This is a genomic window from Paraburkholderia acidipaludis NBRC 101816 (genome assembly GCF_000684975.1).
GTDB classification, from domain to species: Bacteria; Pseudomonadota; Gammaproteobacteria; order Burkholderiales; family Burkholderiaceae; genus Paraburkholderia; species Paraburkholderia acidipaludis.
The window spans coordinates 29127-41195 of the sequence record NZ_BAXZ01000015.1 but is presented as its reverse complement, the minus strand read 5'-3'; the positions used below and the strand labels follow the sequence as shown (position 1 = coordinate 41195).

Below are 12069 nucleotides of genomic sequence, written 5' to 3'. Positions count from 1 at the left end.
TCGTCAGCAGTCCGTCGCATCCGCGCGACAGATTCGAGAGAGGCCCGCCTGCCGGCGGGCCTTGTCATTTTTACCAGCCGCCCCAGCGCGCGGCGAGTGCCGAGAGCACCGCGATGCCCGCCGTTTCGGTACGCAGCACGCGCGGCCCGAGCCCGACCGGGACGAAGCCGTTCTCCACGGCCGCCGCTTCCTCGGCCGACGAAAATCCGCCTTCCGGCCCGACCAGCACGGTCACTTCGCCCTTGGGCGGATCGTGCGGCAGCGTCGCGAACGGCGCGTTGGCGCGCGGCGAAAGAATGATGCGCAGCTCGCCGTCGGCGGGCGTGCGGGACAGGGCGGAGAGCCAGGTGCCGATCTCGCGCGCCGGCGCAACGTCCGGCAGACGGTTGCGGCCGCATTGTTCGCACGCCGATTGAACGATGCGCTGCCAGTGCGCCTGGCGCCGCACGGCGCGCTCGCCCGAAAGGCGCACGACGCTGCGCGAGGTCGTGAGCGGCACGAAGTTCGTTGCGCCCAGCTCGACGGCCTTTTCGATCAGCCAGTCCATCTTGTCGCTGCCGGCGATGCCCTGCGCGAGCGTGAGCCGGTAGGGCGGCTCGGTTTCGGCATCGCGAAAGGGCCCCACGCGCACCTTCGTGTCGCGGCGCTCCATCTCGACGATCTCCGCGCTGTATTCGCCGCCCGTGCCGTTGAAGAGCACGATGGCGTCGCCCGGCTGCAGGCGCAGCACCTGAACGTGGCGCGTGACCTCGTCGGGCAGCGTGACGACTTCGCCGGGTTCTAGCGGATTCTCGACGAAAAAGCGGGGCATAAGACTTGTTTTCATTGATTCATGACAGGTGGCGAGCCAGCGCCCAGCGGTAACCGTCGAGGTCTTCGACCTGCGCGAAACGGTCACCCCAGAACTGGTCCTGCGGCTCGCTCAGCGATTGGGCGCCGGCTCGAAGCGCGCGCGCATACACCGCGTCGACGTCGTCGACATAGAGATAAAAGGACTGCGGAGCCAGCGTTCCCGCGCTCTTCGGCGTGCGGGCCGTCGAGCCGAAGGCGCCCTCCGGGGCGAACATCACGATGAGCTGCTCGCGGTAGGTCATCTCGACATGCATGACGGCCCCGTCGTCTTCCACGCAGTCGCGCACGGCAAAACCGAAAGCCGCTTCAAAAAACGTCATGGCGGCGCGCGCGTCGCGCACCGTCAGGTACGGAGTGAGCCACGGCACGCCGGCGGGGCGGGGTGGGGTCATCGGGTTTCTCCATGTTGCGGTTGTGCGGTTCGGCGGGGGGCGCGGCGGACCGCTCGGGCGCCCGGGAAAACGCGCGAGTCCTAGGATTTTGCCCTACGGTATCGATCAAGGGGCCAGGATTCGGCTGAATTTATTGCGAGCCAGCAACGGGGCGGAGAAGAGCGCGGCGTGCAGGTCGGCTTCGTAGAAGCGCAGCCCTTCGATGCCGCGGGCCTTCATGCGCGCGCGCAGAGTGGCGGCATCCATCGCGGCCGGATCCGGACGATCGCTCGCCACGGCCATCAGCCACAGCGCGCCGTAGAGCGGCACGTAGGCGGCCAGCGGGCGCACGACCGCGAATGAGGCGGCCAGTCCCGTCAGCAGTCTTTCGACGCGCCCGGCGTGGTGCCAGGGGGAGCCCAGATGGAGCGAGATCAGCGCGTCGGCCGTCATTACGTGCTTCAGTTCGCCGTAGAACGCCGGCGTGTAGAGTCCGGCCGCCGGCGAATCGGGTGGGGTCAGGTCGAAAACGACGAGGTCGAAGCGTTCCTGCGTCCGCGCCACGAATGCCGCTGCGTCGCCGATCACGAGTTCCACGCGGGGATCGTCGAAGGCGCCGCCGCGCACCTGTGGCAGGTAATCGCCGGTCAGCCGCACGACGTCGGGGTCCAGTTCGGCAACGACAATGCGCTCGATGCCCGGATGCCCCAGCAGTTGCCGCGCCGCGCCGCCATCCCCGCCGCCCAGCACGAGCGCCTTGCGCGGTGCCGGATGCGTGAGCGCGGCCGGCTGCGTCATGCATTCGTGATAGACGAACTCGTCGCCGGCCGAAGTCATCGGCCGGCCGTCCAGCGTGAACAGGCAGCCGAGCTGCGGTGTGTCCCAGACCTCGATGTGCTGCCAGGCCGAATCGACACAGGCAAGACGGCGCGCGCCCGGAAAGCCGTAGACGGCGTCGGGGGCCGGATGGAAGAGGAGCGGGACGTTCACGGCTGGAGTGCGGGCGGCTTGGGATGGCTTGAGACGATGGGCGCCCGTGCTGTCCGGAAATTGGGCACGGCCGAATTATACGGGGGCGGCCCGCAGGCGCGGTTCGTGCTGTGCCTTGGGTTGGGCCGCGGGTTGCGTTCCGGTCGCTCCTGGGTTGTCCATCTGGCGCGCTGTCCCGAAAAGCCCCCGCGGAGCGCTCCGGGGCCGGGGGTTATCCGCGTGTTCTGCTAGAATAATGCGCTTTGCAGCCTCTTCCGTTTGCTCTGGCCGTACCGCGTCTCCCGGCGCCGCACCGTGCGCCGGAGCAGCCGTTTTGCCGAGCCTCCGGATCTCCCGCGCTGCTGTACGCGCCCACCGTTCTACCGGGCGTCTACACCGCTTTTTGCACTCGTTCCCCGGACTCGACATGACGACCTCGTCCTCTGCCTCCCCCGCAACCACCTCGTTGATGGCCAACGCGATCCGCGCGCTGTCCATGGACGCCGTTCAGCAAGCGAACTCCGGCCACCCCGGCATGCCGATGGGCATGGCCGAGATCGCGGTCGCGCTGTGGTCGCGGCATCTGCGCCACAACCCGACGAATCCGCACTGGAGCGATCGCGACCGTTTCGTGCTGTCGAACGGTCACGGCTCGATGCTGCTGTACTCGCTGCTGCATCTGACCGGCTACGACCTGCCGATGGAAGAGCTGAAGAACTTCCGCCAAATGCATTCGAAGACGCCGGGCCACCCGGAATACGGCATCACGCCGGGCGTCGAGACGACCACGGGCCCGCTCGGCCAGGGTCTCGCGAACGCCGTCGGCATGGCGCTGGCCGAAGCGCTGCTCGCGGCCGAGTTCAACAAGGCCGACGCGAAGATCGTCGATCACCACACCTATGTGTTCCTCGGCGACGGCTGCCTGATGGAAGGCATCTCGCACGAAGCCTGCTCGTTCGCCGGCACGCTCAAGCTCAACAAGCTGATCGCGCTGTACGACGACAACGGCATCTCGATCGACGGCGAGGTGGTCAACTGGTTCCACGACGACACGCCCAGGCGCTTCGAAGCCTATGGCTGGAACGTGATCCCGCACGTGGATGGCCAGAATGTCGAGGCGGTCGACGCCGCGATCAAGCAGGCGAAGGCCTCGGACAAGCCCACGCTCATCTGCTGCAAGACGCAGATCGGCCACGGCGCGCCGACCAAGGCGGGCGGCCACGACGTGCACGGCGCACCGCTCGGCGCGGAAGAAATCGCCAAATGGCGCGCGGCGTCGGGCTGGAAATGGGAGCCCTTCGTCGTGCCGCAGGAAGTCTACGCAGACTGGGACTCGAAGGCCACGGGCGCGAAGCTCGAAGCCGGGTGGAACGAAGCGTTCGCCGCCTACCGGTCGAAGTACCCGGCCGAAGCGGCCGAGTTCGAACGCCGCATGGCGCACCAACTGCCCGCCGACTGGGCGCAGAAGGCTGCCGCGATCGTCGCTGGCGCCGATTCGCGCAAGGAAACGGTTGCCACGCGCAAGGCGTCGCAGCAGGCCATCGAAGGCCTTGCCGCCGCGCTGCCCGAACTGCTCGGCGGCTCGGCCGACCTGACCGGCTCGAACCTCACCAACTGGAAGGCCTCGAAGCCCGTGCGCGCGGCCAAGGCCGGCGAGAGCGGCATCCAGTGGGGCAACCACGTCAACTACGGCGTGCGCGAGTTCGGCATGAGCGCCGCGCTCAACGGCCTTAACCTGCACGGCGGCTACAAGGCGTTCGGCGGCACGTTCCTCACGTTCTCCGACTACAGCCGCAACGCCCTGCGCGTGGCCGCGCTGATGAAGTGCCCATCGATCTTCGTGTTCACGCACGACTCGATCGGCCTTGGCGAAGACGGCCCGACGCACCAGTCGATCGAACAGGTCGCGAGCCTGCGCCTGATCCCGAACATGACGCTCTGGCGTCCGGCCGACACCGTCGAAACGGCGGTGGCCTGGACCGAGTCGATTACGCACCACGGTCCGTCGTCGCTCGTGTTCAGCCGTCAGAACCTCGCGTTCAACGAGCGCACCGACGCGCAGATCGCCAACATCGCCAAGGGCGGCTACGTCCTCAAGGACTGGAACGACGACATCCCGAGCCGCAAGATCATCCTGATCGCGACGGGCTCGGAAGTCGAACTGGCGGTGAAGGCCGTCGAGGCGCTGCAGCGCGAAGGCATTGGCGCACGCGTGGTTTCCATGCCGTCGACCAACGTGTTCGACCGGCAGGACGCCGAATACAAGGAGCGCGTGCTGCCGAAGGGTGTGCGCCGCGTGGCGATCGAAGCGGGCGTGACCGACTTCTGGCGCAAGTACGTGGGCCTTGAAGGCGGCGTGGTCGGCATCGACACGTTCGGCGAATCGGCCCCGGCCGGCGTGCTGTTCAAGCACTTCGGCTTCACGGTCGATCACGTTGTTGCGACGGCGAAGGCCGCTCTCGACAACTAAGCAGGCTTCGCGGGCCCGCCCGATGATGTCGATGCGGCGGGCTCATTGCCGTCTGTCCCGCGCCCCGCGTGCAGTCGGCACGGGTATCGGAATTTTTCAGCCATCAGGAGATAAACCATGACCATTCGCGTCGCTATCAACGGCTACGGCCGCATTGGCCGGAACACGCTTCGCGCGTTCTACGAGAACGGCAAGAAGCATGACATCCAGATCGTCGCGATCAACGACCTGGGTGACGCGAAGACCAACGCGCATCTGACGCAATACGACACGGCTCACGGCAAGTTCCCGGGCGAAGTGTCGGTGGACGGCGACTACCTCGTCGTCAACGGCGACAAGATCCGCGTGCTGGCCAACCGCAACCCGGCCGAACTGCCGTGGGGCGAACTGGGCGTCGACGTCGTGATGGAATGCACGGGCTTCTTCACGACCAAGGAAAAGGCGAGCGCGCACATCAAGGGCGGCGCGAAGAAGGTCATCATCTCGGCGCCGGGCGGCAAGGACGTCGACGCGACGATCGTCTACGGCGTGAACCATAACGTGCTGAAGGCATCGGACACGGTCATCTCGAACGCATCGTGCACGACCAACTGCCTCGCACCGCTCGTCAAGCCGCTGAACGACAAGATCGGCCTGGAAACGGGTCTGATGACCACGATCCACGCGTACACGAACGATCAGGTCCTGACCGACGTGTATCACGAAGACCTGCGCCGCGCGCGCTCGGCCACGCACAGCCAGATCCCGACCAAGACGGGCGCAGCTTCGGCCGTCGGTCTCGTGCTGCCGGAACTGAACGGCAAGCTGGACGGCTATGCCATTCGCGTTCCGACCATCAACGTGTCGATCGTCGACCTCTCGTTCATCGCCAGGCGCGACACGACGGTCGAAGAAGTCAACGCGATCATGAAGGAAGCCTCGGAAGGCGCGCTCAAGGGCATCCTGGGCTACAACGACGCACCGCTGGTTTCGATCGACTTCAACCACAACCCGGCTTCGTCGACGTTCGATGCGACGCTCACGAAGGTGTCGGGCCGTCTCGTGAAGGTGTCGAGCTGGTACGACAACGAGTGGGGCTTCTCGAACCGCATGCTGGACACGGCTGTCGCACTCGCGAACGCGAAGTAAGCACGCGCAGTCCTCGACCGCCACGCAATAGGGATGTTACGGAAAACCGCCCCACGGGGCGGTTTTTTTATGCCTGCTCCTCGTGCGCGCGAGGGGTGAGCGCGAGCGATGGCGGCGTCGGAAAGTACACCCCCGCGCGCTGCGCCGCGTTGGCGATATGCCGCTCGATCGCCTCGCCGGCTGCGGCGCAGTCGCGCGCCTTCAGCGCGGCGACGATCAGGCCGTGCTCGCGATGCGTCGAGAGCACGAGCTCGCGCCGGTAGAACGGCATGCGCTGGCTTTCCTTCATGATGTCGGCGCTGCTGCGCAGGATCGATTCGATAGCCGCATTGCCGGCGATGCTCACGATGCGCATGTGGAAGTCGAAGTCGAGCTGCGCGGCTTCGTCGAGTTCGTCGCAGGCGAGCGCTTCGCGCAGCGCGTCGAGATTCTGCTCCAGCCACGCCACGTCGCTGTCGCCGATCGCCAGCGCCGCCATGCGCGCAACGAAGCCTTCCAGCGCGTAGCGCATCTGGTAGGTGTCCGGCAGCGACGACTGGGCGGCGAAACGCCAGGGATGCGGGCTCGTGGCCTCCGCGCTCGTCACGTAGACGCCTTTGCCCGCCCGTATCGTCAGCATGCCTAACGCTTCGAGCGTGGAAAGCGCCTCGCGCAGGGACGCCCGGCTGATCGCCAGCTCTTCGGAGAGCTGGCGTTGCGCGGGCAGCAGACTGCCGACCGGGTAGAGGCCGCCTTCGATCCGCTCGCGGATCGTGGCGACGGCGGCGTCGGTGACGGTATGCGGAACGTTCTTCATGGCGACGGATCTCGCGTGGTCTGACCGGTATTGTAGTCGGCCGCCGCGCGGATGCGGTGCCCGCGCTTTGGGGTCATATGTGCCGGGAGTCCGAAGTCCCAAGGGCTGGGCCTCATGCCGCGGGTAAACACCCAACCTTTCTTCCTTGACGACGGTATATCGGCTTCCTACTATCGACCATAACATTACTGGTCAGACCAGTATGAACAGTTGGCCTGCAACCGGAGAAAGTCGTGTCGAAGTTCTTCAACTCGTTGTTCGGGCGCGTGATGATCGCGCTGGTTGTCGGGATCGCGGTCGGCGCGATATTTCCCCATTTCGCGCAGTCGCTGCGGCCGCTCGGCGACGGCTTTCTGAAACTGATCAAGATGGTCATCGGCCCCATCGTCTTCTGCGTGGTCGTGGGCGGCATGGCGCACGCCGGCGACCTGAAGAAGGTGGGCCGGGTGGGCCTGAAGTCGGTGGTCTATTTCGAGGCGATGACGACGGTCGCGCTCGTGATCGGCGCCGTTCTCGCCTGGCTGACGCGCCCGGGCGCCGGCATGAACGTCGATCTGCGCTCGCTCGACGCGGCTTCGCTCGCCAGCTACACCGAGCATGCGAAGAATCTCAAGGACACCGCAGCATTCCTGCTCAAGATCATTCCCGACACGGCGGTCGACGCCTTCGCGAAGGGCGACATCCTGCAGATCCTCGTGTTTTCGGTGCTGTTCGGCAGCGCGCTCTCGCTGCTCGGCCCGAAGGCGCAGCGCGTGAACAGCCTGATCGACGAACTGGGGCAGGTGTTCTTCCGCGTGATGGGCTTCATCATCAAGCTCGCGCCGCTCGGCGTGCTCGGCGCGGTCGCGTTCACCACGGGCACCTACGGCGTGGCGTCGCTCAAGCAGATCGGCATGCTCGTGGTGGTGTTCTACGCGAGCTGCTTCGTGTTCGTGGCGGTCGTGCTCGGCATCGTCATGCGGCTGGCAGGCTTCAGCCTCTTCAAGCTGATCCGCTACCTGCGCGAGGAGCTGTCGATCGTGCTCGGCACCGCCTCGTCGGACGCCGTGCTGCCGCAGATCATGCGCAAGCTCGAATGGATGGGCGTGAAGGATTCCACGGTGGGCCTCGTGATTCCCACCGGCTACTCGTTCAACCTCGACGGCTTTTCGATCTACCTCACGCTCGCGGTGATCTTCATCGCGCAGGCCACGAACACGCCGCTCTCGCTGCACGATCTCATCGTCGTCGTGCTGGTCTCGCTCGTGACCTCGAAGGGCGCGCACGGCATTCCGGGCTCGGCCATCGTGATTCTCGCCGCGACGCTCTCGGCCATTCCCGCGATTCCCGTGCTCGGCCTCGTGCTGATCCTGCCGGTGGACTGGTTCGTCGGCATCGCGCGTGCGCTGACCAACCTGATCGGCAACTGCGTCGCGACCGTCGTGGTCGCGGTCTGGGAGCACGACATCGACCGGGCCCGTGCGAAGCGCGTGCTCAACTTCGACGAGGGCTTCCTCTACGTGCCGGCCGGCGAGGGCGAGGGCGACGATCTCGCCGCAGCCGGCGGCAATCCCGCGCACGCCCTTTGATTCCCGGGCCATCCAGGAGACTGACCATGAAAATTCTGCGCATGGAACCGCTCACGCGCGAGGCGTTCGCACCGTTCGGCGACGTGATCGAAACCGCCGGCGCCCGGCATTTCCCGATCAACGGCGGCACGACCGAGCGTTACCACGATCTGGCCTCGATCGACGTCGGCGCCGCGGGCGGGCGCCCGATCGTGAACGTGTTTCGGGCCCAGCCGCGCGCGTGGCCCGTGGAGATCGCGATGATGGAGCGCCATCCGCTTGGCAGCCAGGCGTTCGTGCCGCTCGCGGGGGCCCGTTATGCCGTGGTCGTCGCGCCCGCGGGCGAATTCGATCCAGCCGGCTTGCGCGCGTTCTGGGCGGCAGAGGGGCAGGGCGTCAACTACGCACGCGGGGTCTGGCACCATCCGCTGCTGGCGTTCGGCGGCGTGAGCGACTTTCTCGTGGTCGACCGCGGCGGCAATGGCGAGCCCAACTGTGACGAGATCGCGCTCGTCGAGCCCTTGCACCTCGAGCGCGAGGCGCTGACCGAGGTGATCAGCTAGGCGGTCTTCTTCGCCGCTGAAAAGCAAAAACGCCACGGGCATCGCTGCCGTGGCGTTTTTTGCACTGGACCGCGCTTAGTGCTTGCGATGCGGGCAGTTTTCCTTCGTGCAGGCGCCGTAGAGCGCCAGCGCGTGTTCCTGAAGCTTGAAGCCGCGCTCGTTGGCGATCGATTGCTGGCGCTTCTCGATTTCGGGGTCGAAGAATTCCTCCACGAGCCCGCAGTCGAGACAAACGAGGTGATCGTGGTGGGTGCCTTCGTTCAGCTCGAACACGGCCTTGCCCGATTCGAAGTTGCTGCGCGTGAGGAGGCCCGCCTGCTCGAACTGCGTGAGCACGCGGTAGACGGTGGCAAGCCCGATGTCGAGCTCCTCGTTCAACAGGTTGCGGTACACGTCTTCGGCCGTCAGATGGCGCACCGGGCTGTGCTGAAAAATCTCCAGGATTTTGAGGCGAGGCAGCGTCGCCTTGAGTCCGATGTTCTTGAGATCGGCTGGATTGGTCATGACGATAAGTCCCTGGAGTACAATGCTAGGTTCTAATGTTAATGCGGTTTGCTGTTCCGGTCATCTTTGACAAAACTTTCACAGAAAACTTCGCAGAACTAGCGCGGCTTCGCGACAAGCCCGCACGGTGAGGAAATGATTCCAGAATCCAAAACGACCGGCCGGGGCGGCCGTCTTTCGAGCGCCCTGGCGTGCACACTGCTGGCCGCTGCGGCGCTTTCGGGGCTTTCGGGCTGCTCGACTTACGACAGCGCGACGCAGCGCATCGCGCAGAGCATCACACCGTATCGGATCACGATCGTCCAGGGCAACTTCGTTTCGAAGGAAGCCGCGTCGCAGATGAAGGTGGGCATGTCTCGCATCCAGGTGCGCCAGCTGCTCGGCACGCCGCTCCTGGCCGACATGTTCCACCAGAACCGCTGGGACTATATCTTCTATTTCAAGCGCGGCTCGACCTCCATCGTCCAGCAGCGTGATTTCGTCGTGCTGTTCGACGGCGATCAGGTCACGAGCTGGTCGGGCGGCGAAGATCTGCCGTCGAACCTCGAACTGCTCGCCGAAATCGACGGCGACCGCAGCGGCAAGAAGAAGGCCGCCGCGCCGGCGCCGACCTCCGCGGCCGTCGCGGCGTCCGCGGCTTCCGAGGCCGCCACGGCGGCGGTAGGCGCGACCGTTACCGACACGGCGCGCACGCCGACGTCCGAGCTGGGTGTGGGCGCCGCCGCGGCTGCATTGCCGGAGAGCCCGAACGCGCAGGCCGCGGCTGCCGCCAACCGCGCAACCGACGCCGTGCAGATGCCGACGGGCGGTACGCCTTCGGTGCGCGCGAACACGCCGCCTTCGTCGGTGCTGCCGCAGAACGTGGGCTCGATGCCCTCGCAGGTGCAGCTGCACCGCTCGCCGCCGCCGCAGTTCCAGGGCGTGCAATCGAACCCGGTTGGCCCGGCTCCGGGCGCCCAGGGCACGGGCGACGCGAACGCCGACCAGCTCCTGCCGTCGAAGAATACGCCGCTCACCGCCCCGCCGACCGTGCCGGCCGCGCCGGCAGGCGCTTCGGGCGCGACGGGAACGGGCGGCTGATCCGGCTGTCCATCGTTTTCAGACCCAGCGCGCAGCGCGCGCCGCCCGCATCGGGCGCGCGCTTCGTGTCCAGTCGGCGGCTTCGGGCCGCCGTGTTTTTTTTCGCAGCGCCGCTCGTGTCCGCCGGTGTCCGCTTGTGTCGTTGATACCGCTTGTGCCTGCCTGCGGGCGCTGCGCTTTCGTTCCGGGAAGACTCATGAAAATCGCAATCGCCGGAGCGTCGGGCCGCATGGGCCGGATGCTCATCGAAACCGTCCTGAATTCGCCTGACGTCACGCTTTCGGGCGCGCTCGTGCGCAAGGGCTTGGCCGCGATCGGACAGGATGCCGGCGCGTTTCTCGGCAAGGCCACCGGCGTGCCGATCACCGCCGACATCGACGCCGTGTTCGGGCAGAGCGATTGCCTGATCGACTTCACGCGTCCCGAAGGCACCCTCGTTCACCTCGACGCCGCAGAGCGGCACGGCGTGAAAATGGTGATCGGCACCACGGGTTTCGACGCGCAGCAAAAAGCGCGGCTCGCGAGCGCGGCGGAGAAGGTCGGCATCGTCTTTGCTGCGAACATGAGCGTGGGCGTGAACGTGACGCTCAAGCTGCTCGAATACGCGGCGCGCTTTTTCGCGACCGGCTACGACATCGAGATCGTCGAGGCGCATCACCGCCACAAGGTGGACGCGCCCTCGGGCACAGCGCTCGCAATGGGCGAGGCGGTGGCCCACGCGCTCGGACGCAGTCTCGACGATTGCGCCGTGTATGGCCGCCACGGCGTGACGGGCGAGCGCGATCCTTCCACGATCGGCTTTTCGGCGATTCGCGGCGGCGACATCGTCGGCGACCATACCGTTCTGTTCGCGGGCACCGGCGAGCGCATCGAGATCACGCACAAGTCGTCGAGCCGCCTGTCGTATGCGCAGGGCAGCGTGCGCGCCGCGAGCTTCCTGCAGGACAAGCCGCACGGGCTGTACGATATGCAGGACGTGCTGGGCCTGCGCTGAGCACGTCGAACCGAAGCCGGCGGGCGTTGCGACGTGCGCCGGCGGCATGGCAGAACAGCCGGAATACCGGATAGCGAGGTCAGATGGCAGCGGGTACCGGAATCGTCCACTATTTGCAGACAAGCGACGCCATCACGCACGCCGTGGCGTGGGTGTTGCTGGCGATGTCGGTCGCGAGCTGGTGCTTCCTGCTCGTGAAGAGCTGGGTGCTCGCGCGCGCGAAGCGCCAGGGGCCGCGCGCGGTCGCGCAGTTCTGGCAGGCGCGCACGCTGGCCGAAGGCGTCGCGCTGATGCGCCGCGCCGACCGCGAGCGCGTGTTCCTGCCGCTCGCCGAGGCGGCGCTCGCCGCCGCCGAGGCCGACACCTCCGGCGCGCTGCTCGCCAAGGTGGATCGCAGCGAGCGCGTGCTGCGCGCGCTGCGCGGAGCGCTTCAGGCGTCGCAGCGGCGGCTCGAGTTCGGCCAGGTGCTGCTCGCCTCGGTGGGCAGCACGGCGCCGTTCGTGGGCCTGCTCGGCACCGTCTGGGGCATCTATCACGCGCTCGGCAGCATCGCGGCAAGCGGCCAGGCGCAGATCGAGAACGTGGCCGGCCCGGTTGGCGAGGCGCTCATCATGACGGCGTTCGGCCTCGTCGTCGCGATTCCGGCGGTGCTCGCCTACAACGTGCTGGGGCGGCTCGCGCGCCAGCTCGGCGACGATCTCGACGGCTTCGCGCACGATCTGCACGCCTATGTCTGCCCGCCTGCCGGCGCGGCGGCGCGGCGCGAGGCGGCGCTCGAGTCGGATCCCGACTGAA

At 66.8% G+C, this 12069-nt stretch carries 12 protein-coding genes; 7 read left to right on the top strand and 5 right to left on the bottom strand.

The features are described 5' to 3' along the window. Nucleotides 1-70: 70 nt before the first annotated feature. From BAC01S_RS17080 to speE, 3 genes are all read right to left on the bottom strand, one after another. Entirely contained in the window at nucleotides 71-811 is a 741-nt protein-coding gene (locus tag BAC01S_RS17080) for a 16S rRNA (uracil(1498)-N(3))-methyltransferase (RefSeq protein WP_027795871.1), read from the bottom strand. Nucleotides 812-830: 19 nt separating this feature from the next. After that, on the bottom strand, nucleotides 831-1244 hold the full coding sequence (locus tag BAC01S_RS17075; RefSeq protein ID WP_027795870.1) for a VOC family protein: 414 nt from the start codon (nucleotides 1242-1244) through the stop codon (nucleotides 831-833). Between the two features lie 105 nt (nucleotides 1245-1349). Next, a complete protein-coding gene (gene speE / locus BAC01S_RS17070; protein WP_027795869.1) occupies nucleotides 1350-2213 on the bottom strand; it encodes a polyamine aminopropyltransferase in 864 nt (287 codons plus the stop codon). A 406-nt stretch (nucleotides 2214-2619) separates the two neighbouring features. Here speE and tkt point away from each other — a divergent pair, with 406 nt between their 5' ends. Further along, nucleotides 2620-4662: a transketolase gene (tkt, locus tag BAC01S_RS17065; protein ID WP_043202575.1), complete on the top strand. Its 2043-nt coding sequence runs from the start codon at nucleotides 2620-2622 to the stop codon at nucleotides 4660-4662. A 117-nt stretch (nucleotides 4663-4779) separates the two neighbouring features. Further along, a complete protein-coding gene (gene gap, locus BAC01S_RS17060) occupies nucleotides 4780-5790 on the top strand; it encodes a type I glyceraldehyde-3-phosphate dehydrogenase (protein ID WP_027795867.1) in 1011 nt (336 codons plus the stop codon). Nucleotides 5791-5857: 67 nt separating this feature from the next. On the opposite strand, the gene BAC01S_RS17055 is transcribed toward gap, so the two are convergent. Further along, the gene (locus BAC01S_RS17055) at nucleotides 5858-6586 is read right to left on the bottom strand and encodes a FadR/GntR family transcriptional regulator (protein ID WP_027795866.1); all 729 of its coding nucleotides are present in this window, start codon (nucleotides 6584-6586) and stop codon (nucleotides 5858-5860) included. Nucleotides 6587-6819: 233 nt separating this feature from the next. On the opposite strand from BAC01S_RS17055, the gene BAC01S_RS17050 reads away from it, so the two are divergent. Next, entirely contained in the window at nucleotides 6820-8154 is a 1335-nt protein-coding gene (locus BAC01S_RS17050) for a C4-dicarboxylate transporter DctA (RefSeq protein WP_027795865.1), read from the top strand. Nucleotides 8155-8180: 26 nt separating this feature from the next. Next, entirely contained in the window at nucleotides 8181-8696 is a 516-nt protein-coding gene (locus tag BAC01S_RS17045; RefSeq protein WP_027795864.1) for an ureidoglycolate lyase, read from the top strand. 75 nt (nucleotides 8697-8771) lie between these two features. Here the strand turns inward: BAC01S_RS17045 and fur are convergent, their stop codons facing one another. Further along, nucleotides 8772-9200 carry a ferric iron uptake transcriptional regulator gene (fur, locus tag BAC01S_RS17040; RefSeq protein WP_027795863.1) on the bottom strand — a complete coding sequence of 143 codons (429 nt, stop codon included), beginning with the start codon at nucleotides 9198-9200 and terminating at the stop codon, nucleotides 8772-8774. A gap of 135 nt (nucleotides 9201-9335) precedes the next feature. Here fur and BAC01S_RS17035 point away from each other — a divergent pair, with 135 nt between their 5' ends. From BAC01S_RS17035 to BAC01S_RS17025, 3 genes are all read left to right on the top strand, one after another. Then, nucleotides 9336-10280 (top strand): outer membrane protein assembly factor BamE, encoded by a 945-nt coding sequence (locus BAC01S_RS17035; RefSeq protein WP_027795862.1) that lies wholly within the window; start codon nucleotides 9336-9338, stop codon nucleotides 10278-10280. 196 nt (nucleotides 10281-10476) lie between these two features. Further along, complete coding sequence (dapB, locus tag BAC01S_RS17030; RefSeq protein WP_027795861.1) at nucleotides 10477-11274, top strand: 4-hydroxy-tetrahydrodipicolinate reductase; 798 nt, start codon at nucleotides 10477-10479, stop codon at nucleotides 11272-11274. Between the two features lie 83 nt (nucleotides 11275-11357). Further along, nucleotides 11358-12068, top strand: coding sequence for a MotA/TolQ/ExbB proton channel family protein (locus BAC01S_RS17025; protein ID WP_027795860.1), 711 nt, complete (start codon nucleotides 11358-11360; stop codon nucleotides 12066-12068). Nucleotide 12069: the final 1 nt, after the last annotated feature.